This window comes from Pseudomonas umsongensis (genome assembly GCF_012647205.1).
GTDB classification, from domain to species: Bacteria; Pseudomonadota; Gammaproteobacteria; order Pseudomonadales; family Pseudomonadaceae; genus Aquipseudomonas; species Aquipseudomonas umsongensis.
This window is the reverse complement of sequence record NZ_CP051487.1, coordinates 5,393,507-5,418,086: the sequence shown is the minus strand read 5'-3', so window position 1 is coordinate 5,418,086 and position 24,580 is coordinate 5,393,507. Positions and strand designations below refer to the sequence as shown.

Sequence of the window (24,580 nt, the reverse complement as noted above, 5' to 3'; positions counted from 1 at the left end):
AAACCATCGACCGAATCCTCGATAGGAGAAATGCATGTCTGGACCATCAAACGGGCGCACCCCTCTTGTCGCTGGGGTGCTTGCAGCGATTCTCGCCTCGACTTGCTGTCTTGGGCCGTTGGTACTGATCGCACTGGGATTCAGCGGGGCCTGGATCGGCAACCTGACCGTGCTGGAACCTTACCGCCCGATCTTTATCGGCGGGGCGTTGATCGCGCTGTTTTTTGCCTACCGGCGAGTTTTTCGACCGCAACACGCTTGTAAGCCGGGCGAAACCTGCGCGATCCCTCAGGTACGCACCACCTACAAGCTGCTTTTTTGGGTGGTTGTGGCATTGACGCTGATCGCGCTCGGCTTCCCTTACATCCTTCCCTTGTTCTACTGATCAGGAGTAAACCATGAGAAAACTGCTTGCATCCTTAGCCCTCGCCACTCTCGTCGCCACACCTGTCTGGGCGGCCATGCAGACCATCACTCTGGCGGTACCGGGCATGGCCTGCGCCGCCTGCCCGATCACGGTGAAGAAGGCGTTGACCGCGGTCGATGGCGTGACCAAGGCTGAGGTGAGTTTGGAGAACCGCGAGGCCATCGTCACCTTCGACGATACCAAGACCAATGCCCTGGCGCTGAAAAAGGCGACCAAGGACGCTGGCTATCCGTCCAACATCTATCAATAGGAGGCCATTCTGATGGCAAATCCACTCAATCTGTTCACTCGGATCGGTGACAAAGCCGGGTCCGTCGGCGTGCTGATTTCTGCAATAGGCTGCGCCATGTGCTTTCCCGCCCTTGCTAGTCTGGGGGCCGCAATCGGTCTGGGCTTTTTGAGCCAGTGGGAAGGTCTGTTCATCACCACGCTGCTGCCCCTGTTTGCTGGACTGGCTCTGCTCGTTAACGCCCTTGGCTGGCTCAATCATCGGCAGTGGAAACGGACTGCGCTCGGCCTGATCGGTCCTACCCTGGTGCTGGCAGCGGTATTTTTTATGCGGGCTTACGGCTGGCGGAGCGGCTGGCTGCTTTATATCGGCCTGGCCCTCATGTTTGGTTTGTCGATATGGGATTTTGTGTCGCCCGCCAACCGCCATTGCGGGCCGGATTCCTGTCCGACTCCGCAGAAAAAATAATCCCGACAAGAGATCCATCTGAGGAATATCGCTATGACCAAACTAAAAATCATTGGCATGACCTGTGCCTCCTGCGTCGAGCATGTGAAAGATGCCTTGGAGAAGATTCCGGGCGTGCATCAGGCGGATGTTGCCTACGCCAGCGGGCAGGCTGAATTGAAGGCCGACAAGGGCGTAAGCCGAGAGCAAATGCAGGCCGCCGTCGAGGCCCTGGGGTATCGAGCGACGTTCGAAGACGCCACAACACCAGTCCGTCACGGCCTGCTCGACAAGGCTCGGAGCTGGCTGAGCGGTGGCACTGACGCCGGGAAAGAGGGTGACAGACTGCACGTTGCGGTCATCGGCAGCGGTGGCGCCGCCATGGCGGCCGCGCTCAAGGCGGTGGAAGGCGGTGCGCGCGTCACGCTGATCGAGCGCGGCATCATCGGCGGCACCTGCGTCAACGTGGGCTGCGTGCCCTCCAAGATCATGATTCGCGCCGCGCATGTGGCCCATCTGCGCCGCGAAAGCCCGTTCGACGCCGGGCTTTCTGCCATGACGCCGACCGTCCTGCGCGAACGTCTGCTCGTGCAGCAACAAGACCGTGTCGCCGAACTGCGCCACGCCAAGTACGAAAGCATCCTGGAGAGCACGCCGGACATCAGCGTGCTGCGCGGCACCGCCCGTTTCCAGGACGGCCACACGCTCAGCGTGGAACTGGCCGAGGGTGGCGAGCGCATCGTGGCCTTCGACCGCTGCCTGGTTGCCACCGGCGCAAGCGCGGCCGTTCCGCCGATTCCAGGGCTGAAAGACACGCCGTACTGGACCTCGGACCAGGCACTGGCGAGCGACACAATCCCTAAGCGGCTCGCCGTGATCGGCGCCTCCGTAGTGGCGGTGGAACTGGCGCAGGCCTTCGCCCGGCTGGGTAGCGAGGTCACGATCCTGGCACGCAGTGCGATGTTCTTCCACGAAGACCCGGCCATCGGCGCGGCGGTGACGGAGGCCTTCCGTATGGAGGGCATCGAAGTGCTGGAGCAAACGCAAGCCAGCCAGGTGTCCCACGCCAACGGCGAGTTCGTACTGGCCACCAACCATGGTGAGTTACGTGCCGACCAACTGCTCGTCGCCACCGGCCGCACGCCCAATACCCAGGGCCTGAACCTGGACGCGGCCGGCGTGCAGCTGGACGAGCGCGGTGGCATCCAGATCGACCAGGGCATGCGCACCAGCGCAGCGGATATCTATGCGGCCGGCGACTGCACCGACCAGCCGCAGTTCGTCTATGTGGCGGCAGCGGCTGGTACCCGCGCGGCAATCAACATGACCGGCGGCGAGGCCAAGCTCAATCTCGACGTCATGCCGGCCGTGGTGTTCACCGATCCGCAAGTGGCCACCGTCGGCTACAGCGAAGCCGAGGCGCAGCACGCCGGCCTCAAAACCGACAGCCGCACCTTGACCCTGGACAACGTGCCGCGCGCGCTGGCCAACTTCGACACGCGGGGTTTCATCAAGTTGGTCGCCGAAGCGGGCTCCGGCCGGCTGCTGGGCGTGCAGGCGGTGGCCCCGGAAGCGGGCGAACTGATCCAGACGGCGGTGCTCGCCATCCGTGCCCGGATGACAGTGCAGGAACTGGCTGACCAGTTGTTCCCCTATCTGACGATGGTCGAGGGGCTGAAGCTCGCCGCACAGACCTTTAACAAGGACGTCAAACAATTGTCCTGCTGCGCCGGGTAATGAGAGAGGGAGGTTGAAACATGAGCAACACGGCAGACGATCTCGGTAGGTGCGACAGCCTACGCAAGACATGGCAGGTGATCAGCATCTGGGGGCTGCCTGCCGTCGTGTCCAGACTGCTACTGGCTCTGGGGGCTACACCGTTGCTCCTCTGGCTACCTGAGCGCTTGGCTGGAAGGAAATATCTGGGCGCCCCAGTTTACGTTGAAGACCGGGAGTGTCGGTGATGAATTCCTACTCCATATCCAAATTGGCCGAGGACGCGGGCGTCAGTGTCCATATAGTCCGCGATTATGTGCTGCGCGGCTTGCTGCATCCCGCGCGGCGCACGGAAAGCGGTTACGGCATTTTCGATGAGCGGTCCCTGGCGCGGCTGTGCTTCGTGCGTGCCGCCTTCGAGTCCGGTATCGGACTCGACGAATTGACACGGCTCTGTCGAGCGCTCGATGCAGACGATAGTACCGATGTGATCGGGTGTATCGACCGCTTGCTTGGGCAAATCGCGACACGGCTGGCAGCTTTAGCCGCAGTGAAAACGGAGTTGGTCGGACTGACCCATCGCGCCGTCGAAGGTCACACCCATGCGTAATACCAACCAATTCGAATCAATCAAAATGCCCCGCTGGCGCGCCTACACATGGGGTGTGCTCGCCGCGCTCACTTGCCCCTGTCATTTGCCGGTGTTGGCATTGCTGCTTTCAGGGACTGCGGCCGGGGCCTTTGTCAGCGAACATTGGAGCCTTGCCGCGCTCGCACTGGCGGTTGTCTTCATCCTTTTCCTGAGAGCGGCACTGCGGGCCTTTCAGGAGCGGCGGTGACCAGCTCAGACACTGCGCGGTCTCCGCTACCGAATTGCGGCAGGCTCGGGAGCGTCGGGAATTTTTGCTGCACTACCAGCCGGAGGTCGATCTGTGCACCGGTGCGGAAGGGTTACTAGGTTTTCTTGGACGATGGAGGAACCCCATCATGAACGCAAACCACACCCCACCATCAATTGCTGCGAATGTTGCAAGGAAGGTTCCCTTGACACCGCGCTTATTCCAGAAGGTACCGAGTACGTCGTGCACTTCTTTGGCCTGGAGTGCTTTCAGCGTTCCAAGTCGCGCGTGGATGAGAGCGCGGCATCCGAGCCTGGCCATCCTTGCACACCAAAGGTCAGTACCCGTCACGACGGCTAAAACAGCAATGAAATGGGACAGGAACTATGGAAAACACGCTGTACATCACCAAAATCGTTGAAAGCCTCTCGTCTGCGAATAGCACTGATGATTTCGCGGACCTCTTCGTTGCTCTTCTTCGCCAGATTGCCTTGGGAAGTCCAGTTTCACGAGAGACGCTTGGAGCCGCGCTCAGTTGGTCTACCGAAAGAACCGCGGCGGCACTTGACCAGATACCCGGCACCGAGAACGACGAGGAGGGGAACATCGTCGGCTATGGCTTGACGCTGCGCAAGACGCCTCATGCTTTTGAAATCGATGGCCGACGCCTCTACACCTGGTGTGCACTGGACTCCTTGATGTTCCCCATGATAATTGGCAAGGAGGCGCGCGTGCTTTCGCGCTGCCCCGCGACAGGAGCGCCAGTGTCGCTCATCGTGACACCGGATCAAGTCAGTCATATTGAGCCTGCGGAAGCAGTGGTATCGCTGCTGCTGCCGGATGAATCGTCCGACATCCGCCGCTCCTTTTGCTGCCATGTGCATTTTTTCGCCTCTGCCGCTGTGGCCGACAAATGGATGTCGCAACACGGCGAGACGGCGATTGTTGTTAGTGTTGACGAAGCGTTTCGTCTGGGGCACGCGATCGGTTGCAAATTGTTAGATCCTGCCGGACCAGCCCCATCGTGAATGCCTACTCGTGGTCAGGTCGGATGCAAACGCCTGGTCAAATGGAGTGCAAATGGGTGGTCACGTCGATGCAATTACACAGTCCGCTGCGTACTGCTGTGCGCGCTAAAATTCCCCCGCCTCGTTTCACCTGGGTAACCGTCCGCTTCTGGCCGATTGCTGCCTGTCAGCAGGGGTATAGCTTCAAATTGTTAGAATTCCCTGGCAGGGCCTTGACCCAAAAGGCTGGGCGGGGTTTGGGAAACCGTACGCCAACTTATGCCATCCAATGCCAGTTATGCATTTATGTAATCGGATGTCGAGTGGCATCAGGGCCAGCAACCACGGGACTATCCTTCAAAATCCCCCATATACCCCTACATAATCGGGGTGCGATAGTTTTGGGTGCGCTTTGTTATGATTTGGCCTCATCGTTCTTTGCCAAGTTATTCATCATGTTGGGGATTAATCGCTCGATGAAGCCTGACATCATGGCAATCATGTAAAGTCCGTAGTGTTCAGGTGACTTCGCTATGAATGTGAAAGCTATTTCTGATTTTATAGCGAAGTATGAAAATATTGCTGCACTTATTGCAATTATTACACGAGAGCAACCGATCAGCCTGTTGGTTTGGTTCGTGGCGTCGAGGTCTATCTCTAGTCTGGAAAAGCCGAGAGAGATTGACAAAAGTCCTCCAAGGCCACCAGATAGAACAACGTAAAGCAGGGTTCGAACCTCACCTGGTCCGACTAGGCAAGCTACTATCAAGGTAATGACGGTAATGATCGACACAAATGAAAATGCGCTCACTGTGTAATCTAATCGTCCTACAAGGGTTTTTGTTTTTAATATTCTTTCTTCTGCGTGCTTAAGAAGTTTTTGTGCTTCTTCAAGATTGCCTACTGCGTTGGTGGTCATTGCTCGTGCAATTTGTTTGTTTACAGGTTCTGAGTCGTCGAGTTCTTCAGGTAGCCAAGAGTATAGTCTTCCAAGATCGACGGATATTTTCATATGCCTGGTTATTGTCTGTTCCCTGTTGGGATGGTCGTCATCTATATCAATTCTTATTGCACTTTTAGTTCTGTAGACTAAAAATTCAGGAAACTTTGCGTATATTTTTACGATTGGATTTCCGTCGTTATCTTTATCGCCTACGACGTAATCATAAGGTTTTTTATGATCAGATGTTCCGATTTGTTTTGCCTCTGGTTGTGTAGGGTATGGGGTTTGAACTGGTTCAACTGCTATGTTCATTATAGTAATGGCCTTGAGTGCTGACTCAAAGGTGGTAGATGGCATAATAATATCTTTTTGCCATGTCAAAAAGCTAGCTGGCGACGCCTTGAAAATTTAGGTTTGGTCGCCAATTCAGCGCCGGCTCGGGATGATCGAACGATGGAGTTTTTGGGACAAAATTTGGGCGAATCCGGGCCCGCGAAGTCCAATATCGGGCGTAGACGAGTCAGCGTTAGACCGGATTTTCAGTCCTGCTGCGACTGGCGGGCGGGTTTGAATTTACAGGCCGAAAGCGGCCTCCGAGCAAGCAGGAAGGGGTTAGAATCCTATCCAGGTGATTGGGTTTACCCAATGACCGCTTTCGGCTGTGGATTCAACCGGTCGATGCAACAGATTGGCTAAATCGTTCAGCGGGTGTTTCGTAGCCTAATGTTTTCCGAGGGCGGCTATTTAGCTGCCTTGCGACTTCATTGAGCGTGGCTTGCGAGTGATCCGCAAGGTCGGTTCCTTTCGGGAAGTACTGCCTTAACAACCCGTTGGTGTTCTCATTCGATCCCCGTTGCCAAGGACGATGAGGATCGCAGAAGTAAACCTTGATGTCGGTAGCCACCGTAAACCCTTTATCTTTACGGCTTTCAGCGCGGCGGATATTTGGGGGTTTTCAGACAGCAAAATCACTTCGGTACCGCGCACGCACAGCCGTTTGCACACCGGCTCATTGTTGAGCAGAGCCACCACAATATGGCCGTGGGACGGGCTCCAGCGAGCGGTCGACCACCGCCAGATCCCCGTCAAATATCCCCGCACCTTGCATGCTGTCGCCGCTGATCGAAGCCAAGTAAACATGCGGCGCCCGAATGTTCAGGACTTCATCCAGCGAGATCTGCTGTTCGATGTGATCCGCCGCCGGCGACGGAAACCCGGCCGGGATTTTGAACAGGCACAACGGCAGCGGCACGCCACCTTGGAGCAGTTGGCCATAGATGGAAAAACTCATAACGCACGACTTCAGTTAACTGTACGGATGTACAGTTAACTGCGCTCCGTGCTTGCGGTCAATTTTATCTGTGTTTGGCAGACCAACGGACGGACACATCTTTTTTATAGGAGTGCTATGACCAAGACGGAAAATGGCTGATTGATAGCGTAGACATACTGCAAATAAGAAACTATTGTACGTGCAAAATAAGCATCTACTACAAAATGGTAAGTATATGAGTGGGTATTTAACAGCTTGTCATGTTTTTAATTTTTCTGAGTCGTACGCATATGCTGACAAGGTGCGAAAAGCAATTTTTGAAAATGACTTTCCGGTTGATCCATTAGATGTTGCCAATAATTTGGAAGTGCAAGCCGCGAAACCTCAGCAGAGAACTATTTTACACGATTACATTGATTATGTAATTCGTGAAGACTTGAGTTTTTATTTTAGCAGCAGTGGGTGGGAGTATGAAGATGTAACTCCTGTGTTTGCCATGCTGGATTCGCATGGCATTCACTATATGACATTAGAGGAATATGTAGCGGAACAATATCGCGACGATGAGACGGGAGAAACGGTAGCAGTCACAAATGATCTTATGGATAAGATGAAATTTCAGTACCTTAGTGAGTATTTAGAAGATATCGCTATGGACGGCCTATCTTCTCTATTGGTGACAGAAGTTTTTACATTGCTTTTTGCTGATCGTGAAGCAATGAAAGCTTTTAATCTCAGGATAGCTGATAGCCTGGAAGAGCGAACGCCTCGATGCACGTACTGGCCGAAATGGCTAGAGCGGGCGTTATTTTGTAGAGAAAAAGGTCTATGTGCAATTTGTAAGACGGATTTAACATCTTTGTTCCATACCTATGGAAAACTGGCTATTGACCATATAGTTCCTATCGCCCTCAAAGGGGTGAATGACCCTACCAATTTGCAAATTCTTTGCGGAAAGTGCAATGGTGAAAAAAGTGGAATAACAGTGGTTACGTCAAATTCTATGCCAGTATTTTGGTAGGTATTTTCCTAAAAATCATACGTCTATACATTTTGGCGTCGACCTTATGGCGCCAAAATGCTAAGCCGCAGACCTTTAACTGTTGCGAGTTTCCTCGCGTGCAGGGGCACCGCCGGACTCTGAATTGACATACATTTTCAATAGATCAAAAAACCGCTGAGATTCGGTGGGTAACGACGACTGCGCACAAATTCCATCATAATAAACACCGACGGCCTCACGTGCCGTTTCCAGGCTGGAAGACTTTGTGTATTCATTTTTTAAAAGTTCGGAAAACTTTGCGCGACTCATTTTCATTTCCACCTCGTTGTAGGCGAGACGCACAATTGTGGTTAATGAGTTTGTAAGTTCAAAGTTAAAGTAAATCGAAAACAGCGCAAAGAGTCCGCTCATTTCAGCCGTAATTACTCGGAAGTCTGCGTAAGCTGAGTGTGCTTGTTCCATATACTCTTGGTGCTTATCCCAATACATTTTGTGCGCGGCACTGTTTTCTTCATCTTTCGTAATGCCGGCCGCAGCAAGCGCTAACTCCCGCTCAGAAATCAGCATTTGATATCTTTTAACTAAATTTATAACTTTCGCTACGTCGGTTACAGATTTTTTGAATGTCTCAATTTTTAATTTTGATTCTTCACGTGCCCAAAGGTGCGCTTGTTGCTCTTGCCATAATGTAAGTTTGTAATTCTCAAACTGCTTGGCATGTTCACCTTTGACTGATTCGATTTTATCGGTAATTGCTTCTATGTCTTCCTTGGTAGCTAGATTTTTTCCTTTCTCTCTTGAGTAGCTAGTTAAGTAATACTGTGCGATCAAAAGTATTGCACCACCACTCACAATACTCATAAATTGAGTCAACTGTTCCGAAGCCATCCAACTATCCTCTAAATTACAAATTGCCGTGATCGTATGGCAAATGCCGAAGCAGAAAATTAAAACACGGACCGCTTTGGGCCGATTGCTGCCCGACACAACAGACTGCAATCGGCCAATAGCGATTACTGAATCACAGGATTATCGTTACGAGTTGCTTGTGCAAAGACCTCAGCATTGTACTTTCTCAAACAGTATAGAGGCCGCTCGACCGCCAAACGTAACAGAGCTATCTGCCGTGAGGTCCGCTTCAATAGTCTTGCTTCGAAGCATTCCTTGCGTGCCAGATCCTTAACACCCCATCATCGGCTCTTAACCCAACAAGGACGGACTTGACTCCGGTTGAAGGGTTGTAGGCACGCGATGACCTGTACTTACAAAGTGTCACTGTGAAAACAAGTTGCCGGTTGAGAGTGGACAATGTCGCAGCAAGCCAATCGGGCGACGCCCATAAAATCTCACCATCTTCATGGTGGTGATAACGAGGTTGATCGGGATCGGGTTTCCAACTGCCCCAAACTTGGCTTCTTAGAGCTAGATGTCCACCTGTCGTATACCAGTTACCGCTGTATGGTTCATTTACCAACTCCAAGAAATTCGTGAGATCGACTCCAAGACGCGGTCTTCCTCCCGGACCCTCAGCGGCGATTTCGTCGCTAACGTCGATCCCGAGGCCATGGGTTACAGGTGACCACACTAATGGAGTGAAAGGGTTCTCCTGACGATAATGGTCCTCATACCCATCATTCCAAAATTGAGGCAGCCAAAAATCGTGGCTCGGCCGCTTGGCGAATGCCATGCAGCGCCCTATGGCTCCCTTTCGCTCCGTCAGCGCCGAAGTGATGCTAACTGTCACCCCGTCAGGCGATGACCAGCGGCCATACAGTGGAAACGGCGAGTCAGTGGCAACGCCCATGAAGCCCAATTTCTGCAGCACAGTTTCTTGATTCTGCAGCATTTCCTGTCGGGCGACACTTTCACCTAACAGATCTTCCTTCGCCTGTTGAGGAACGGGATCCTTCTGGTCAGACAGCCACGAACCGTCGTCGAATGTGACGTCATAGCGATCCCGCCACTGCCTCCAAGGTGAACCGACGCCGGTTTCATAGCTCCGGACGACCACCGGCAGAGTTTCTGAAAGGCTGGTGGCGGCGTTAAGCAATGCGTGTCTTTGAACGTGCTCCCTGTAGCTCTCATATCGATCTGCCCGGTCCCACTCGTGCCGCTCATGGCCTGGGAAGTAATTCATCGAGGTAGCCTCCGGCCATCGGCGCGTAATCTCAGTCGCGATAGCATCTTCGACCGTTGCCTGCGCGACATTGAATAGGGAAGCGAGGGTGCTGATCTCGTGCTTTTTAAACTCGTAATCGAAGCGAAAACCTGATGTTGGCTTCGCAGCATGCGGGTAGGTATCGCTGGTGATAACGCCGCACGATGGCTGGTCGATCTCCCCGAGCAACGTCTGTAAATCCGTGTCGCGCTCTCCTTCACTATTAATATGTCTTAAACATCTGGCGACGTGGACTTTGTCTATGACGTGCAGGTCGCTTCGTTGAGCAAGAGCCAATAGCTTGGGTTTAAGAGGCCCCATTGTCTGTCCGTGCTTTAACGCGGCCCGCGCTAGGCCCATTAGTAACCACTGCTGTGAGTTTTGGAACGAAAGGTTCCGCTCTGTCGATACTAAGGCTGCGACTTCTCTTTGGTCGAAGCGATCAAGCAATAGACCAAGTTCTTCGTTGAGTCCGAGTTCGCAAAGTGTGTTCAGGCCTCTGGCGACCGTCCAGCGGGCGTAGGCATCTTCACTGCCGAGAAGATGCCAGATGACGTCAGAGATGAACTCCCCCTCGCTCCCCTCGATTGCTTGTTCAGGACGGAATGGTCCCTCTCCAATCTCGTCGGCAATGCGAGCAGTCGGCCCGGACAGTAGCCGCTCCATCGCTTCGAGACCGGCTTGGCCCGATGTTACCTCACATAACGCGGTAGCCAATTGGAGCCACTCATCACCATCGAGCTCGACTTCATCCGCGGCCACCTTGCGGAGGACGAGACGCAATACAAAGCTCTTATCTCTGGAGAAATCCGCTAGTTTAAGGATGTCGCGCGCGACTGCCGGGAACCGACTTTCGAACAGTTCCGCACTCTTGCACTCGAAGAGTCGTTCAACTAGCGTTTTTGCCATAGACACAAGGTGCGAAGATGAGCTGCTCCAGGCGGCAAAACATTCAGTGAGTATTTCCAGCGACTGAGTGAGACTCAACTCGGCGGTATTACAGATCGCGAACAAAAAAGCCAAACGTCTATCATATGGGCAGACGGCACGTAGTCCGGCGATAAAGCGCTGTCGAGCAGTGTAGGGAAGTCTGTCGTTCGCCGAGATAGTTTTTAGAGTGATGTCGATCGAACTTGACGAGGACGAATCGCAGTCCGAGATCAACGTCGCAATAATGCTGTCTATCTCCTCCTCGCTTGGATTCGGATTTTCAGTGGTCAGGAAGCTTGGCGATGAGTTGTTTCGACGATTGATCTCATCCTGCTTGCGTTTAGCTTCTGCCCTGAGCCGTTCAATTTCCTTTCGCTCTTCGATAGTGATTACGTTTGGGTACTGATCCCCCATTTCGAGGAGGCTCTCCCACTGTGAAGGCCAACCACCGAATGGAAATTCCATTCGCAGCTTTGCGAAAATAGCTAGAAAAATCGGCCTCTGATCCGTGGGCCTGGACCGTCTCAATACGTCGGAGACCCCGTCTCCAAAACGCCAGTCCCACCAACCATGATCTTCAAGAATCGTCAGGAAAAAGGCTGCACGGCGTGGATCGAGATCTCCATTCTTGGCAAGAAAGCATGCAACCTGTGGCAATCCGTAAGACAGGTCCGCGACGTCCTGATCGTGCCAACGCACGAGCTTGGCTATTGCCGGAAGCCCTACGGACTTGGCTGCGGCACGCGCAAACGACGTCCACCCGAACTTTGTTGGCTCGTTCCGCACAATAGTCTGACAAAGGTTCATCAGTCGCTGGGCCAATGCAGGCTTCAGAAAACCGCCTTGCTGAACACTCGCAAAATGAAGGAGTGAGTAGATTTGCTCGTAGCTTTCTCCACCCAACTGATCTAACTGGGCCAGACCTTGCCGGTAGTATTCACGGGCCTCATCTACGCTCATGGGTGCAAGAGACGCCGCGAGTTCCACGTAGGAATCGCCGCGCTGTCCAATGTTGTCATCCTGACGGATCTGTTCCGCGACATGCTGCGCAAATTCGCCTGCGAGCTCATGAAGGGGGAGCCTAAAAACGAGCTGACCCAACACGTCGATCTTCTGCTCGATAAGAAACTGGCCGCCGGAAATTAGACTGATCAATGTCGTGGCGTGCTCGACGGAAATATCGGGCGCATGGCTCAGCAGAATGCGGACACAGCCAAATCCAGCGGTGCGGACAAGCGAATCAGCTGCGCTTTCAGACCTCCGATGAATACCTTGCCGCGAATGTTTGCGCCATGAATTGAGGAAGTCGGTGACGCTCGTGCCTGAGAGGTACTTGCGTGAGAGGGCGGCCTGCTCGAATGGCCAAATCAGCTCGCGCACAAGCTCGATGCCTTCGCTGATGTCCTCACATTCTCGGTCGCTGAATCTCGCCGTAAGCTGCTTCTTACCGCCCCTCTCGCTAGCGCCGCTGGAAGCGGGTTCGCGAAGCTCCTTTAGGAATGTCAGCAACTCTTTCCGGGTCGAGATAGCTTTTGCCTTCTTGGTAATCCTCACTTCCTTCGGAAGCAGGTCATGATAGGCGAGCGGCCTTCCGGCGGACCAGGCGCGAACACAGGCGCGTAGGATCGAGGTCCAAGCTCTCGAGCGACCGTAACGATCGCTGTACTCGTACGCAGAAGGACGGGTCATCGGCGAATGGCGGATGAGTGCAGCCGCTGCGGCTCGCGAATTGTGAAAGAGCAAAGTCAAAGCCGCGTTCGCAATGTCGCCGCTGTTTCTTCGTTCAGGCTTGAGTGAGAATTCCTCGTCCGCGTCATCTTCAAAGGACACGGAGGTACCAATCGACCTCGCTAGCTGCCTCACCTGTTTACTATTGAGATATCGGGGGCGCGACAGGAGCTCAAGCTTGAGCGCCCGCGACGTGCATTCGCCGCTTGCGGCAAACAACACAAAATCCGTGAGTATCGACGTGCTGTTTACCTGGTCGAACAGCTCTAGCAATTGCAGAAGCTTCTCGCTTGCCGACAGCGAAAAGCGCTCATTCCAGCGGGCGAGGTTGCAATCAACAGTGCCGAACTCGCCTTCGACAACACGCTGGAATAGCACCGATGCATAGTCTTCGACACCTGGACCGACGAGGTTGCCATTTGTCTCATCATGCGGCTGCGCGATATGCCAGTTGATCCAGCGAACCGTGCTCTCACACTGTATTTGCGCTTCTTCGGCGTCATCCGCAAAACGATGCGCTACCGTCAGTCGTGCACTTCGGGCACCACGCCATCCGGAGCGATCCGCGAAGAGGCGACGATAGGAATCAGAGTCTCCTAGTACAATTGCAAGTGCGGGCGATCTGCGGATGAACCCGTCGCCTCGCATGTTGGCCGTTGCAGCTTGCCCCAGCCGCATGCTGAGGCCAAGCACCCGGTCAAAATCATCTTCTGCAACCGCCAGTCGGAAGGCCGCGCGAAGCCGGGTGAGTGTTAGCCTGCGGCGGCCGAACTCTGACTGCACCGTTGTCGGGAAACTAGTTGAATCGGCGAGCGCGAACGCTCGGTTGCTATCTTTAATAACGACTAGAAAGTGTGGCAGAGCTTCAGCGGCGTAACCCGAAGTCGACTGTGAAGACAGAAGGCGGTCAGCAATTGCACGTTGAGCCTCCGCTCGCTCGGAAAATGTCTCTCGTACATATGTTTCCGTGGGTTCGTCTCTGAAGATCGCACCATGCGGGGTAATCTCGAGCATTGGAGCCAAATCAGATGCAGCAGTATTCACTTGAGCCACAGACCATCCGAGCGAGTTTGCCAGCTCTTCGAGAGGAATAGGTGGAGGTAGAAGTGACAGCGCGACGAAAAATTCTGTTACCTCTGAATCTGCCCATCCCTGAATGTGGAGATCCGAGACGATTTTGTCGCAACGTTGGGCGATAATTTCTGGGACTGTGATCAGGGCGGTCGAAGTTTCCCTGACGACATTTGTATCCCAGGTTTGAACAAGATAGTCGAGGACTCGAGCATTCCGGCCGGATCTCGCAATGGCGGAGACAATTTCCACGCGGGAAGCAACTGGCTTGCGATCCCTCAGAAATTCTCGGGCCTCCGAATTGGTAAATGGCCCTAGTTCGACCTCTTTCACCGAAGCGCGGCCAATGACCTTTTGCTTACGGTGCGTGCGCGCCGTTAGCAGCAACTTAACGCCGCCGATAGGGTCTTCGTCTATGGCTGAAAGTAAATGATTCGGAAATGACTTTTCGTGGCGGTAGTCGGCTTCGAGCTGTGCGTTATCCGCTGCATCGATGATGATTAGCAAACCGAGCTTTTTCGATTGAGTTTGGATCGCTTTCGCTGCTTGTTCGAATCGTTTGCACGCTGCCTTGACGATTTTGCGACTGTCATCTCCGCCTGGAAGCATCGGATCACATAGTGTCCGCGAGGCAAGCTCATTGACGATCTGCACAAGCCCGATTTTTGGGAGGTGCCGGGCATGATTGTCTGAACGGTACGAACCACCACCGAAGCAGTCAAAAACGACAATCTCAAATTCGCTTGCCATCACTTCGGCAAGACTTTGGACAAATACGGTTTTGCCCACTCCACCCTCTGCGTGGACGAGGACAGGCAACTCTGACGTCTTTATTAGATTACTGGTCGCCGAAAGTTCAGCTCGTTCGACTACCGCACCCACGTCGATAAAACGGGGCTCAGCTGGAAGAAGGTCCTCTGCCTCACAATCAAGTGCATCCAAGACATCTTCGCGGTGGATCAGATTCTTTCCCTGACCGCTTGGCCCCGCCTTTTTTAGTACAAGATCCTGGAGTCCCAGAAGCCGGAGCCGGGCCTCTGAATCTGCGCCAGCTGACCAATCGGTGAGCGTTCGCTTGAGTGCGTTTTCTTGACCTGCAAGGCTCTTTTCTCCGGCTCGAAAAACTATCCTCGAGAAGAGTCGGCTAGCGTCCAATAGTCCGCGATTGGCGCACCACGTCTTGAGGTTTCGAGCTTGAGTGGATGCGCCGGGATATGTAGGCTTTGTTCCCTTAATGAGCGCCTGTATTGCGTCCCAAAGACTTTCCGTGAAATCTGAGTTCGTGACGAAAATGAACGATACTTTTTTGTCGACGTCGGTTGCTGGAAACTCTTTTTCGTAGCCGAGAATCGTGTCGGAAAATTTTTCGATTGTCTTTCTTAGATAAGCCGCTGTGACAGCCTCGTTGCGAAGCTTGTATTTGAATTGAACGGTCTCGAGTCGCTCGCAGTCCTGAAAATTGTCCCCGCGACCATAATAGAGAACAAGGTCAGCAACCTCTTCGGCTCCTGCTCCAGGGCTCGCAACCTCGGTAGATGAAATTCCCTCTACGGCGATAGCAAATAGATCGTCATTCGGAAAGACCAGCTGCAACGCCCTCCTTGCAGCCCACCGCTCGTGGAAGGTGTGTCCTGCGCGGGATGCGCGGGCGGTGTCGATGACGGTAGCGTTTTTCGGCATTATTGTCGTTGCGTCCTTGTCCCAACAGCTTTGGATTTCACCAACTATATGTGAGTCAGCTATAGCTGTCCGCTTTCAGTCGATGCGGGTAGACAAATCGAGGAATCGGTCAGCGCCCCTTGCGATTGTCAAACGCCAGATGCTTACTGAGTCCGAGCCCACCACCGAAACGTCTAGAGAACACACCCATGAGCGATGATTTTATCCGTCTTTACGACGTTCCACTCTCTGACAAGGAGGGGGTACTCATCGGCAGGATCATTGCTCTATGGGGGGCGCTTGAGTCCGAGGTGTTTGTGCAAACCCTTGCAACTTTCGATGTGCAAGACGTCGAGAAGTTACCAAATGCAATGAACAACCTCAGCTTCGTCAAGGTACTAGAGTTGTGGAAAGCTCGGGTTGCCGACGTAGCAGAGGGTGAGCGTGCAATAGTGTTGAAGCAGCAGTTCGCCAGAATCACCCACCTGCATGATTCTAGAAACGCGCTGATTCATGGCATGTGGACGTGGTCTATGGCCGAACCTGAGAAAATAAGCACCACGCGTGTGTCTAAAAAGCAGATCATAACCATGCACTTCCCAGCAGGAAGCTTGGCAGACTTCCACAACGAGCTTGGCGTTATCAACTTCAAAATAAGATATCCGGGCGGAGTCGAGGATCACGCACGCGATAGAGCGGAGAACGGTGGCTTCATAAGTCGCAGGGCGCTGTGCATGCTCACCGACAGTCCTGCTGCCGATGACTGGCTCCCACGCCTTAGATTGCAGATAGACAAACCCGACTGACATTTGTCCTGCTACGCTTCCGATTTCCTCGAACGGAGTCGAAGCCATGTCCGCCCCTAAATACTCTCTGTCTGACATCCTTGAACGTCTGTACAACAATCAGCTGGCATTGGAAGCGGCCATCATGGAGCTGACGCTGCTGGTCGAAAGCCAAGGCCATGCCGAGACCGGTGGGAACATTCGTGGCGCTCTGCAGGCCATTGGCAACAACGAGGGGCACATCCGCCAGGGCCTGGCCAAGCTAATGCTTCAGCACCGCGGTGACGCTTGAGCATCCTAATTCCATCATCAGCAGGACGCCTCATGATAGAAACTGATATCCCGGACGACATCATAATCAGAAGGTATTTAACGCCCTTCAAATTCGAGTACCTCATAAAAAATAAGTCTCTCTACATGGCCAGTTACTCCAGTTTTTCAGACCAGCTCGAAGGGGGGATAACCGCTGCGGATTATATTCGTAACTCAAACGAGCCAGATCTGTTAAGTGCTGCTGACGATATCCTAGGGCGCATAGGCGACAGGGATGGGTATGAAGAGAGAAGGCGGCGGTCCGCAGAGCTAGTCTCAGAACTCCGCGCGAGAAAGTTTGAGACCATATTCGGGCAGGAGTCTCGCGACAACTATGAAGCGTATTTGAAGAACGCTAGAAACTGGCTCTATGCCTGTTGCTTGCATACCTACGATTACGAGTGTCATGCAATGTGGGAGATCTACGGAAAGGAAAAGCACCCATACCGTGGATCATTATTTGATCTGCCGGAAGGTTCTGGCTTTTGCATAGAAACCACTGTTGCGAGGCTTAAAGAGAATGTTCTTCTGCTTGAAGGACATAAATTCGCACTATCGATGGTCGACTATATTAACCACTCTGACGCATCAGCTACGGAAAACCCACTGCATCAGTTCACCAGGAAAGCTCGGCATTTCGAGTTTGAAAAGGAGGTGAGGCTAATCGCTTGGCCCACTAGCGAAGACATTGTCTTCAGTTACAAGTTTGAGCAATCAAGTGTCAACGACGTTGGCCAGGTGAGTCCAAATATCAAGGACATGAACAGGTTCATCTCAAGGATCATTTTCTCTCCGGGAATGCCTGATGACTGCGTCGAGGCGGTTACGCAGGTCTGTCGTGCCCAAGGCCTGATTTGTAACATGGACAAATCAGCTCTGGATGAGAAACCTATGTTGGATGTATACGGATACCTGGCAGCATACCCAAAGCCCTGAGGCGGTACGCGGCAGCCCGTATGCCATATTCATGGGGTTAAAGGCGACGTTGTTATCGGCTTTGGCCTGCTGGAAGGTATTCCTCTGCAGGCGGCTAATCACAGGCTGGATCACGCTGCAATCACCAGCAACGTAACGTCTGCTCGTTGATCCTGGCTGCACTGATGGTAGCTACAGCCGGCCCTGATGGTGGATGATTATCTATCGCCATGAGTGTCTGTGGGGCCAATCAACGTGGTCACCAGCAGTACTCCGTGGTGTCGCCAATCACTGAGGCGCCCTAGTGAAGCTGAGCGATCGTTCGTCAGGGTGCACTTAAAATGTAGACACAATCTTGTTATGATGCAGGCAATTCAGATATCGTACGCTTTATCTCTTTTTCGAGTTTTTTCTATTTTTAGTTTTTACGGTAGCTAAGTATCTTGTCTCGTCGCAATTGGTGTAGATACTTTAGGTAAATATTTTTTTCATTGAATTTATTTCTAAATTATTGGTCGGAACTTAAAGCCATGATGATAGATGAAAATACATCTCAATTAAATAAGGCAGCAGAACTTCGTCGTAAAAAGCTGCGTGGCAATGTCGGAAAGGCTGTCGTAGATTATGCTATGATCGAAGACGGCGATAAAGTTATGGTGTGCGTAAGTGGTGGAAAAGACTCCTTTGTAATGTTGGATGCGCTGCTACACCTCCAGCGCGTTGCGCAAATAAAATTTAGCGTTGTAGCTGTAAATCTTGATCAGAAACAGCCCGGTTTTCCTGAGCATGTTTTGCCTGAATATTTTGAGAGTAAAGGGATTGATTATTATATAATCGACAAAGATACTTATTCGGTCGTCAAGCAAAAAATTCCTGAAGGTAAGACTACCTGCTCTCTTTGTTCTAGACTCAGAAGAGGTACGCTTTATAGTTTCGCTGAGGAAATAGGAGCTACCAAATTGGCGCTTGGGCATCATATGGATGATATGGTAGAGACCTTGTTTCTCAACATGTTTTTCCAAGCGCAGATGAAAGGTATGCCGCCTAAACTTCTCAGCGACGATAAGAGAAATATCGTTATTCGACCGCTCGCCTATTGCCGAGAAAAAGATATAGCGAAGGTTGCTACTGATAGCGCGTATCCGATAATTCCATGTAATCTCTGCGGCTCACAAGAGAATCTCCAAAGGAAGAAAATAAAATCGATGATTGCGGAATGGGACTCGGTAAATCCCGGGTGCGTGGAAAACATTTTTCACAGCTTACAAAGCGTAACCCCTTCCCAGATGGCCGATCGCAGTCTGTTCGACTTTGTAAATCTGTCTATTGACAGAACGGAAGACCGGCCGCCCTACAAGTTTGAGGACGCGGCGGTTTCTTCTTCCCGAGTCGAAAACTGGATAGACGTCGTCCAGGTTTTGTAAAGGTTCAACGTCGATTTGTGTGAGGAAAGGAAGGTTTTGGAGGTCGCGAAACCAATAAATTTACAATATTGACTTTTTTTGTAAAGATTGTTTGTGTACAAAATCGAGTAACATCAGAGGGTTACGAGCATGAGTGTACTGTTTACTGGGGTATCCTTGAGTTATAAGGCAAGGACAGCTACACCATGCTTGATGTGCTGATGCACTTGCAGAAGGTCGCGCCGATCAAGTTCGAGATCGTGGCCGTGAACATGGATCAGAAACAGCCGGGTTTTCCCGAGCATGTGCTGCCGGCCTACCTCAAGGAATTGGGTGTCGAGTATCACATCGTCGAGAAAGACACTTACTCGGTGGTCAAGGAGCTGATTCCGGAAGGCAAGACCACCTGCTCCCTGTGCTCACGCCTGCGTCGCGGCACGCTCTACACCTTCGCCGACGAAATCGGCGCGACCAAGATGGCTTTGGGGCATCACCGCGACGACATCGTCGAAACGTTCTTCCTGAACATGTTCTTCAACGGCTCGCTGAAGGCCATGCCGCCGAAGTTGCGTGCCGATGACGGGCGTAACGTGGTGATCCGCCCCCTGGCCTACTGCAACGAAAAAGACATCCAGGCCTACTCGGACCTTAAGCAATTCCCGATCATCCCTTGCAACCTCTGCGGCTCCCAGGAAAACCTGCAGCGCCAAGTGGTCAAGGAAATGCTGCAGGACTGGGAGCGCAAGACCCCGGGCCGTACCGAAAGCATTTTCCGCAGCCTGCAGAACGTGATCCCGTCGCAATTGGCGGACCGCAACCTGTTCGATTTCACCAGCCTGAAGATCGACGAATCCGCCGCTTCGCGCTTCGTCAACGTGGTCAACCTCTAAACACGATCACTGTGGGTGCCAGCCTGCTGGCGCCCACAGGTGTTGTTTCAAGGGGGGCCGTTTATTTTTCAATCCTCAGGAGAGGGCATGCGCGACTACAAGTGGCTGAACGAATACTGCTTGAACCGCTTCGGTTCGGCGGCTGAACTGGAAGCCCATCTGCCCGTTCCCAAGACTGCAGCACAACTGCGTGACATCACCGACGATCGTTACTTGTCGACCATGGCACTGCGCGTATTCCGCGCCGGGCTCAAGCACAGCCTGGTGGACGCCAAGTGGCCGGCTTTCGAAGAAGTGTTCTTCAAATTTGACCCGGAAAAAGTCGTGCTGATGAGCGCCGAACACCTGGAGCGGCTGATGCAGGACACGCGGATCATCCGCCATCTGGGCAAGCTCAAGAGCGTACCGCGCAATGCGCAGTTCGTGCTGGACGTGGCCCATGAGCAGGGCAGCTTCGGGGCGATGATCGCCGATTGGCCGGTGACCGACATCGTCGGCTTGTGGACTTTGCTGAAAAAACGCGGTCATCAATTGGGCGGCTTGTCGGCGCCACGATTCTTGCGCATGGTCGGCAAGGATACGTTTGTGCCGAGCTATGACGTGGTGGCGGCATTGAATGCGCAGCAGATTGTCGACAAGGTGCCGAGCAGTCTGCGCGACCTGGCATTGGTGCAGGACGTGTTCAACCAGTGGCATGAAGAAAGTGGCGGGCGGCCGATGAGCCAGATTTCGATGATGCTGGCCTACACCGTCAACCATTAGGACCGAGTTGCCCCGTTCGCTGGCAAGCCAGCTCCTACAAAAACACCAGACCTGTAGGAGCTGGCTTGCCAGCGAAGGCGTCGGATCAGGCGACGGAGATCTCGCCTTCGCCAGCCAATTTGCGGTTCAATTGATATCGCCACCGCACATACAACAGTGCCGAACAGAACACCGCCAAACTCGCGGCCATCTCCAGCACGCCGAAGATCTGGCGATTCGGGTCATAAGCAGCCAATGCGCCCTTGATGAAATACAGGTTCACCACAAAGCACATCCACGAATGCCCGCGGGCATTGCCGACTATCATCCCCGGCGCGAGCAGTAACAACGGCACCAGCTCAATCAGCAAAATCACCCACGGCCGTGCTCCGTGCAGGTCGGCGACCATCAGGTAGTAAACGCACAGCAACCCCACCAGGCCGAAAAAACACAACAGGCTGATAACGCGCATGGCCCGAACCCGTGGTTCAAGCCATTCGATAGCGGGCAGGACCTTCGGTTTCTTGGCCACCCTTAACCCTCCAGTTTCTGAGCTGTCTTGGCCAAGCGCATGCCCAAGGCCCGGCACAGTGCAACTTCATGGGCATCCAGCCCGCTTTTGCCATCGGCCCCGGCGTGATGGCTGGCGCCGTACGGCGTGCCGCCGCCCTGGGTTTCCAGCAATGCCGACTCGCTGTAGGGCAGGCCGGTGATCAACATGCCGTGGTGCAACAGCGGCAGCATCATCGACAGCAGGGTGGTTTCCTGCCCGCCATGCAGGCTCGCGGTGGAGGTGAACACACCGGCGGGTTTGCCCACCAGGGCGCCGGTCAGCCACAAGTTGCTGGTGCCGTCGAGAAAGTACTTGAGTGGCGCCGCCATGTTGCCGAAGCGGGTCGGACTGCCCAGCGCCAGGCCGGCGCAGTTCTTCAGGTCATCGAGGCTGGCATAGAGCGCGCCTTCATCCGGGATATCCGGCGCGACGGCTTCGCACTCGGTGGAAATCGCCGGTACCGTGCGCAATCGGGCTTCAAGGCCGGCCTGTTCGACACCGCGGGCAATTTGCCGGGCCATTTCGTTGGTCGAACCGCTGCGGCTGTAATACAGCACCAGAATGTACGGCGCAGTCACGGCAACAACTCCAGGATTTGCTCTGGCGGACGGCCGATGATGGCCTTGTCGCCGACTTCGAGGATCGGTCGCTCCATCAGTTTCGGATGGGCGGCGATGGCGGCGATCAATTGCGCCTCGCTCAGGCTGCTGTCGGCCAGGGCGAGGGTCTTGTATTCGTCTTCGCCGGTGCGCAACAGTTGCCGTGCACTGATCCCGAGTTTGCCCAGCAGGCTCTGGATTTGCGCGGCGTCCAGCGGCGTTTCCAGGTAGCGGACCACCGTCGGGGCCAGGCCGCGGGCTTCCAGCAGTTCGAGCGCACCGCGGGATTTCGAGCAGCGCGGGTTGTGATAAAGCGTCAGATCGGTCATGAGCGGGTCGCATCTTGCGTAAGGTGGGGGCTATTCTAACTGGGCAGCGCGTAATCCTGAACCTTGCCGGGCGATGGGTCGCAGGCGCTTTCAATTTTTGACAAGGAACACGACATGACTAGGCGACTGGCAGCGGCATTGACGATTATCGGGGCGTTGATGCTGGGGGGCTGCGGTAACGACTACGGGATCGATCAAAACGGACAGAAGGTCGCCGCCGAGCGCCTGGATGGAAAATGGCTGGTGATCAACTATTGGGCAGAATGGTGCAGCCCGTGCCGTACCGAGATTCCGGAATTGAACGCGTTGGCCGACCAGCTCAAGGACAAGAAGATCGGCGTGTTCGGGGTCAACTTTGACAACGTGCAGGGCGAAGAGCTGAAAAGTGCCAGCGAGAAACTCGGAATCAAGTTCACCGTGCTGGCGCAGGACCCTTCCGAGTTATTCGAATTGCCGCGCAGTGAAGCACTGCCGGTGACCTACATCATCGATAACAAGGGCAAGGTGCGCGAACAGTTGATGGGCGAGCAGACGGCGGCGGGGGTGGTGGCGAAGCTGGAGGCGTTGCAGGCTAAAAACTGATCGCGGGGCTGCTGATCGTTCCCACGCTCTGCGTGGGAACGCCGCCCGGGACGCTCCGCGTCCCTGTGACGCAGAGCGTCACTTGATGCATTCCCACGCAGAGCGTGGGAACGATCAGGTAGAGGAGATCAACCCTCTTCCAGCCACCAGCGCAACGGCTTGCCTTCAGCTGGCCAGAAGCGCATCTGGTCGATCGACGAGACGTCCCAGCGCTGCACGCTTTCCAGCGCCTGGAGGAAGCGTTTTTCCTGCTCCATCAGTGCCGGCGCACAGAGCTTGCGAGTGCTGCCGATCTTGCCGAAGCTCAGCTTGTCGCCTTCCAGTGTGTACGGCGCAAACCAGTGGTTGCAACCGCCGCTACCGTAGGCGCGACCGTCTTCACCCAGGGTAATGGTCAGGTGGCTGTAGTCCATCAACGGCCGTTCGCCGATCCACTCCAGGATATAGCTGCGATTTTGCTGCAGTTGCACCGGCTCGGCGGCGCAGCCCAGCAGGCTTGCACCGGCCATCGCAGTCAGGGCGAGGCGTTTCATCACGCAGGCTCCTGGCATTTGGGGCACAGGTGTTTCTCGCCAACGGTGGTCCAGCCCAACTCGGCAATCCGCGCGGTGGCAGCAGGCTTTTCGGCCTTGTTGCCGAGCTTGGCGTCAACGGCGAATTCGAAACTCAGCTCCTTGGCGCAGCTGTCGCAGTTCACCTGCCAGGTATGGATCGCCAGTTCGCCGAACACTGGACCACTGGCCACCGCGACCCATTGCCCTGGCGGGTTGATCAGGTGGCGAACCGTTTCGACGGTCAGGCGCATGGACAGGTCCTTGGCGCCCTTGAGGGTCACGACCAGCACGTCGTTATTACGAATCGAGCCGCCGTTGCCGGTGACTTGATAACGTCCCGGCACCAGGGCGCGGCATTCAGTGAGGGTGTGTTGCGGGTTCATCAGGGTGTAGCGGAAATCGTGTTCGACCATGGGTCCTCCAAATATGCGCGATATGCTAGCACGGGCATAAGCGCAGCATGGCGCGGGCATATGACCTTCGATCAGGTTCAATCACCCTCGACCTGATTCTCCGGGGTTCCTGCCGCCCAGGCCGCGATGTTCTGCAAGGTGGTCGCGGCAATAGCGCCCAAGGCTTCGCGGGTGAGGAAGGCCTGGTGTGCCGTGACGATCACGTTGGGGAAGGTCAGCAACCGCGCGAGTACATCGTCCTGCAACGGCAGATCGGAACGGTCTTCGAAAAACAGTTGCGCTTCCTCTTCATACACATCCAGTCCCAAATAACCCAGTTGGCCAAGCTTCAAGGCATCGATCAGTGCCGGGGTGTCCACCAGGCCGCCGCGGCCAGTGTTGATCAACATGGCGCCAGGCTGCATGTGCGCCAGGGATTGGTGGTTGATCAAGTGCTTGCTCTGCTCGTTGAGCGGGCAGTGCAGGCTGATGATCTGCGACTCGGCCAGCAGCTGCGGCAAGCTCAAGTAGCGGGCGCCCAGCGCTTCGACCTGCGGATTGGGGAAGGGGTCGTAGGCCAGCAACTGGCAACCGAAGCCATGCATGATTTTCGCAAAAGTCGCGCCGATCTGCCCGGTGCCGACCACGCCGACGGTCTTGCCCACCAGGTCGAACCCCGTCAACCCGTGCAGGCTGAAATCGCCTTCGCGCGTGCGGTTGTAGGCGCGGTGCAGGCGTCGGTTGAGGGCCAGGATCAGGGCTACCGCATGCTCGGCCACGGCGTGGGGCGAATAGGCCGGGACGCGCACGACCGCCAGCCCCAGTCGCTTGGCCGCCGCCAGGTCGACATGGTTGAAACCGGCCGAACGCAAGGCGATCAGACGGGTACCCGCCGCAGCCAGGCGTTCGAGCACCGGGGCGCTTAGATCATCGTTGATAAAGGCACAGACCACCTCGTGGTGCTCCGCCAGCGCGACGGTATCGAGGCTCAATCGTGCCGATTGGAAGTGCAACTCGATACCCGGTGGCAGGCTGGCGGCGAGAAAGCTGTCGCGGTCGTAGGTCTGGCTGCTGAAAATAATCGTGCGCATGCTG

General features: G+C 54.5%; 24 protein-coding genes and 3 pseudogenes. 16 read left to right on the top strand and 11 right to left on the bottom strand.

Translation table 11 applies throughout. The annotated features are described in order from the left end of the window. Window positions 1–34: 34 nt before the first annotated feature. The 8 genes from merT to merB all read left to right on the top strand — a co-directional run bounded on the left by merT (window position 35) and on the right by merB (window position 4,686). Window positions 35–385 (top strand): mercuric ion transporter MerT, encoded by a 351-nt coding sequence (gene merT / locus HGP31_RS24410; protein WP_168758828.1) that lies wholly within the window; start codon window positions 35–37, stop codon window positions 383–385. A 13-nt stretch (window positions 386–398) separates the two neighbouring features. Continuing rightward, window positions 399–677 (top strand): mercury resistance system periplasmic binding protein MerP, encoded by a 279-nt coding sequence (gene merP, locus HGP31_RS24405; RefSeq protein ID WP_168758827.1) that lies wholly within the window; start codon window positions 399–401, stop codon window positions 675–677. A gap of 12 nt (window positions 678–689) precedes the next feature. Beyond that, window positions 690–1,124: an organomercurial transporter MerC gene (gene merC, locus HGP31_RS24400; RefSeq protein ID WP_168758826.1), complete on the top strand. Its 435-nt coding sequence runs from the start codon at window positions 690–692 to the stop codon at window positions 1,122–1,124. A 33-nt stretch (window positions 1,125–1,157) separates the two neighbouring features. After that, window positions 1,158–2,840 (top strand): mercury(II) reductase, encoded by a 1,683-nt coding sequence (merA, locus tag HGP31_RS24395; RefSeq protein WP_168758825.1) that lies wholly within the window; start codon window positions 1,158–1,160, stop codon window positions 2,838–2,840. A gap of 226 nt (window positions 2,841–3,066) precedes the next feature. Continuing rightward, complete coding sequence (merD, locus tag HGP31_RS24385; protein ID WP_168758823.1) at window positions 3,067–3,429, top strand: mercuric resistance transcriptional repressor MerD; 363 nt, start codon at window positions 3,067–3,069, stop codon at window positions 3,427–3,429. Beyond that, window positions 3,422–3,658 (top strand): broad-spectrum mercury transporter MerE, encoded by a 237-nt coding sequence (merE, locus tag HGP31_RS24380; RefSeq protein ID WP_168758822.1) that lies wholly within the window; start codon window positions 3,422–3,424, stop codon window positions 3,656–3,658. Before merD ends, merE begins: the two co-directional genes overlap by 8 nt. 132 nt (window positions 3,659–3,790) lie before the next feature. After that, entirely contained in the window at window positions 3,791–4,018 is a 228-nt protein-coding gene (locus HGP31_RS24375; protein ID WP_168758821.1) for a DUF3330 domain-containing protein, read from the top strand. 26 nt (window positions 4,019–4,044) lie between these two features. Continuing rightward, complete coding sequence (merB, locus tag HGP31_RS24370; RefSeq protein ID WP_168758820.1) at window positions 4,045–4,686, top strand: organomercurial lyase MerB; 642 nt, start codon at window positions 4,045–4,047, stop codon at window positions 4,684–4,686. 394 nt (window positions 4,687–5,080) lie between these two features. Here merB and HGP31_RS24365 read toward each other — a convergent pair whose 3' ends face one another. From HGP31_RS24365 to HGP31_RS24355, 3 genes and pseudogenes are all read right to left on the bottom strand, one after another. Beyond that, on the bottom strand, window positions 5,081–5,965 hold the full coding sequence (locus tag HGP31_RS24365; protein ID WP_205896183.1) for a hypothetical protein: 885 nt from the start codon (window positions 5,963–5,965) through the stop codon (window positions 5,081–5,083). 310 nt (window positions 5,966–6,275) lie between these two features. Next, window positions 6,276–6,524, bottom strand: a pseudogene (locus tag HGP31_RS24360) (IS30 family transposase); the annotation flags it as partial. 29 nt (window positions 6,525–6,553) lie between these two features. Then, window positions 6,554–6,899, bottom strand: a pseudogene (locus HGP31_RS24355) (LexA family protein); the annotation flags it as partial. 181 nt (window positions 6,900–7,080) lie between these two features. Between HGP31_RS24355 and HGP31_RS24350 the strand changes: the two are divergent. Next, window positions 7,081–7,902: an HNH endonuclease gene (locus HGP31_RS24350; RefSeq protein ID WP_168758819.1), complete on the top strand. Its 822-nt coding sequence runs from the start codon at window positions 7,081–7,083 to the stop codon at window positions 7,900–7,902. Window positions 7,903–7,977: 75 nt separating this feature from the next. On the opposite strand, the gene HGP31_RS24345 is transcribed toward HGP31_RS24350, so the two are convergent. After that, entirely contained in the window at window positions 7,978–8,772 is a 795-nt protein-coding gene (locus HGP31_RS24345) for a hypothetical protein (RefSeq protein ID WP_168758818.1), read from the bottom strand. 250 nt (window positions 8,773–9,022) lie between these two features. Then, window positions 9,023–15,451, bottom strand: a complete 6,429-nt coding sequence (locus HGP31_RS24340; RefSeq protein ID WP_168758817.1) for an NACHT domain-containing protein — start codon at window positions 15,449–15,451, stop codon at window positions 9,023–9,025. A gap of 188 nt (window positions 15,452–15,639) precedes the next feature. Between HGP31_RS24340 and HGP31_RS24335 the strand changes: the two genes are divergently transcribed. The 6 genes and pseudogenes from HGP31_RS24335 to HGP31_RS24310 all read left to right on the top strand — a co-directional run bounded on the left by HGP31_RS24335 (window position 15,640) and on the right by HGP31_RS24310 (window position 20,497). Next, complete coding sequence (locus HGP31_RS24335; protein ID WP_168758816.1) at window positions 15,640–16,236, top strand: hypothetical protein; 597 nt, start codon at window positions 15,640–15,642, stop codon at window positions 16,234–16,236. Window positions 16,237–16,282: 46 nt separating this feature from the next. Beyond that, on the top strand, window positions 16,283–16,507 hold the full coding sequence (locus HGP31_RS24330) for a hypothetical protein (RefSeq protein WP_168758815.1): 225 nt from the start codon (window positions 16,283–16,285) through the stop codon (window positions 16,505–16,507). A gap of 32 nt (window positions 16,508–16,539) precedes the next feature. Further along, window positions 16,540–17,463: a hypothetical protein gene (locus tag HGP31_RS24325; RefSeq protein WP_168758814.1), complete on the top strand. Its 924-nt coding sequence runs from the start codon at window positions 16,540–16,542 to the stop codon at window positions 17,461–17,463. A 509-nt stretch (window positions 17,464–17,972) separates the two neighbouring features. Next, on the top strand, window positions 17,973–18,866 hold the full coding sequence (ttcA, locus tag HGP31_RS24320) for a tRNA 2-thiocytidine(32) synthetase TtcA (protein ID WP_168758813.1): 894 nt from the start codon (window positions 17,973–17,975) through the stop codon (window positions 18,864–18,866). A 167-nt stretch (window positions 18,867–19,033) separates the two neighbouring features. Beyond that, window positions 19,034–19,735 (top strand): annotated as a pseudogene (gene ttcA / locus HGP31_RS24315) (tRNA 2-thiocytidine(32) synthetase TtcA); the annotation flags it as partial. An 87-nt stretch (window positions 19,736–19,822) separates the two neighbouring features. Beyond that, the gene (locus HGP31_RS24310) at window positions 19,823–20,497 is read left to right on the top strand and encodes a DNA-3-methyladenine glycosylase I (RefSeq protein ID WP_020800622.1); all 675 of its coding nucleotides are present in this window, start codon (window positions 19,823–19,825) and stop codon (window positions 20,495–20,497) included. Window positions 20,498–20,582: 85 nt separating this feature from the next. On the opposite strand, the gene HGP31_RS24305 is transcribed toward HGP31_RS24310, so the two are convergent. Genes HGP31_RS24305 through arsC form a run of 3 tightly spaced genes read right to left on the bottom strand, consistent with a single transcriptional unit; the run spans window position 20,583 to window position 21,957 of the window. Next, on the bottom strand, window positions 20,583–21,008 hold the full coding sequence (locus HGP31_RS24305) for a DUF2069 domain-containing protein (RefSeq protein ID WP_020800623.1): 426 nt from the start codon (window positions 21,006–21,008) through the stop codon (window positions 20,583–20,585). A gap of 2 nt (window positions 21,009–21,010) precedes the next feature. Further along, the gene (wrbA, locus tag HGP31_RS24300) at window positions 21,011–21,607 is read right to left on the bottom strand and encodes an NAD(P)H:quinone oxidoreductase (protein WP_020800624.1); all 597 of its coding nucleotides are present in this window, start codon (window positions 21,605–21,607) and stop codon (window positions 21,011–21,013) included. Continuing rightward, a complete protein-coding gene (arsC, locus tag HGP31_RS24295; protein WP_083349660.1) occupies window positions 21,604–21,957 on the bottom strand; it encodes an arsenate reductase (glutaredoxin) in 354 nt (117 codons plus the stop codon). The genes wrbA and arsC overlap by 4 nt, the downstream gene beginning before the upstream one ends. A gap of 114 nt (window positions 21,958–22,071) precedes the next feature. Between arsC and HGP31_RS24290 the strand changes: the two genes are divergently transcribed. Further along, the gene (locus HGP31_RS24290; protein ID WP_020800625.1) at window positions 22,072–22,539 is read left to right on the top strand and encodes a TlpA disulfide reductase family protein; all 468 of its coding nucleotides are present in this window, start codon (window positions 22,072–22,074) and stop codon (window positions 22,537–22,539) included. A gap of 128 nt (window positions 22,540–22,667) precedes the next feature. Here HGP31_RS24290 and HGP31_RS24285 read toward each other — a convergent pair whose 3' ends face one another. The 3 genes from HGP31_RS24285 to HGP31_RS24275 form a co-directional block, all read right to left on the bottom strand. Beyond that, on the bottom strand, window positions 22,668–23,072 hold the full coding sequence (locus HGP31_RS24285; RefSeq protein ID WP_020799715.1) for an META domain-containing protein: 405 nt from the start codon (window positions 23,070–23,072) through the stop codon (window positions 22,668–22,670). Then, window positions 23,072–23,506 (bottom strand): hypothetical protein, encoded by a 435-nt coding sequence (locus HGP31_RS24280; RefSeq protein WP_020799714.1) that lies wholly within the window; start codon window positions 23,504–23,506, stop codon window positions 23,072–23,074. The genes HGP31_RS24285 and HGP31_RS24280 overlap by 1 nt, the downstream gene beginning before the upstream one ends. 77 nt (window positions 23,507–23,583) lie before the next feature. After that, window positions 23,584–24,576, bottom strand: coding sequence for a 2-hydroxyacid dehydrogenase (locus HGP31_RS24275; protein ID WP_168758812.1), 993 nt, complete (start codon window positions 24,574–24,576; stop codon window positions 23,584–23,586). Between the last annotated feature and the right edge of the window lie 4 nt (window positions 24,577–24,580).

Bases quoted from the DNA above. Each gene is read 5' to 3' on its own strand.
- merT (WP_168758828.1), top strand. From the start codon at position 35: ATGTCTGGACCATCAAACGGGCGCACCCCTCTTGTCGCTGGGGTGCTT.
- merP (WP_168758827.1), top strand. From the start codon at position 399: ATGAGAAAACTGCTTGCATCCTTAGCCCTCGCCACTCTCGTCGCCACA.
- merC (WP_168758826.1), top strand. From the start codon at position 690: ATGGCAAATCCACTCAATCTGTTCACTCGGATCGGTGACAAAGCCGGG.
- merA (WP_168758825.1), top strand. From the start codon at position 1,158: ATGACCAAACTAAAAATCATTGGCATGACCTGTGCCTCCTGCGTCGAG.
- merD (WP_168758823.1), top strand. From the start codon at position 3,067: ATGAATTCCTACTCCATATCCAAATTGGCCGAGGACGCGGGCGTCAGT.
- merE (WP_168758822.1), top strand. From the start codon at position 3,422: ATGCGTAATACCAACCAATTCGAATCAATCAAAATGCCCCGCTGGCGC.
- HGP31_RS24375 (WP_168758821.1), top strand. From the start codon at position 3,791: ATGGAGGAACCCCATCATGAACGCAAACCACACCCCACCATCAATTGC.
- merB (WP_168758820.1), top strand. From the start codon at position 4,045: ATGGAAAACACGCTGTACATCACCAAAATCGTTGAAAGCCTCTCGTCT.
- HGP31_RS24365 (WP_205896183.1), bottom strand. From the start codon at position 5,965: ATGCCATCTACCACCTTTGAGTCAGCACTCAAGGCCATTACTATAATG.
- HGP31_RS24345 (WP_168758818.1), bottom strand. From the start codon at position 8,772: ATGGCTTCGGAACAGTTGACTCAATTTATGAGTATTGTGAGTGGTGGT.
- HGP31_RS24340 (WP_168758817.1), bottom strand. From the start codon at position 15,451: ATGCCGAAAAACGCTACCGTCATCGACACCGCCCGCGCATCCCGCGCA.
- HGP31_RS24335 (WP_168758816.1), top strand. From the start codon at position 15,640: ATGAGCGATGATTTTATCCGTCTTTACGACGTTCCACTCTCTGACAAG.
- HGP31_RS24330 (WP_168758815.1), top strand. From the start codon at position 16,283: ATGTCCGCCCCTAAATACTCTCTGTCTGACATCCTTGAACGTCTGTAC.
- HGP31_RS24325 (WP_168758814.1), top strand. From the start codon at position 16,540: ATGATAGAAACTGATATCCCGGACGACATCATAATCAGAAGGTATTTA.
- ttcA (WP_168758813.1), top strand. From the start codon at position 17,973: ATGATGATAGATGAAAATACATCTCAATTAAATAAGGCAGCAGAACTT.
- HGP31_RS24310 (WP_020800622.1), top strand. From the start codon at position 19,823: ATGCGCGACTACAAGTGGCTGAACGAATACTGCTTGAACCGCTTCGGT.
- arsC (WP_083349660.1), bottom strand. From the start codon at position 21,957: ATGACCGATCTGACGCTTTATCACAACCCGCGCTGCTCGAAATCCCGC.
- HGP31_RS24290 (WP_020800625.1), top strand. From the start codon at position 22,072: ATGACTAGGCGACTGGCAGCGGCATTGACGATTATCGGGGCGTTGATG.
- HGP31_RS24285 (WP_020799715.1), bottom strand. From the start codon at position 23,072: ATGAAACGCCTCGCCCTGACTGCGATGGCCGGTGCAAGCCTGCTGGGC.
- HGP31_RS24280 (WP_020799714.1), bottom strand. From the start codon at position 23,506: ATGGTCGAACACGATTTCCGCTACACCCTGATGAACCCGCAACACACC.
- HGP31_RS24275 (WP_168758812.1), bottom strand. From the start codon at position 24,576: ATGCGCACGATTATTTTCAGCAGCCAGACCTACGACCGCGACAGCTTT.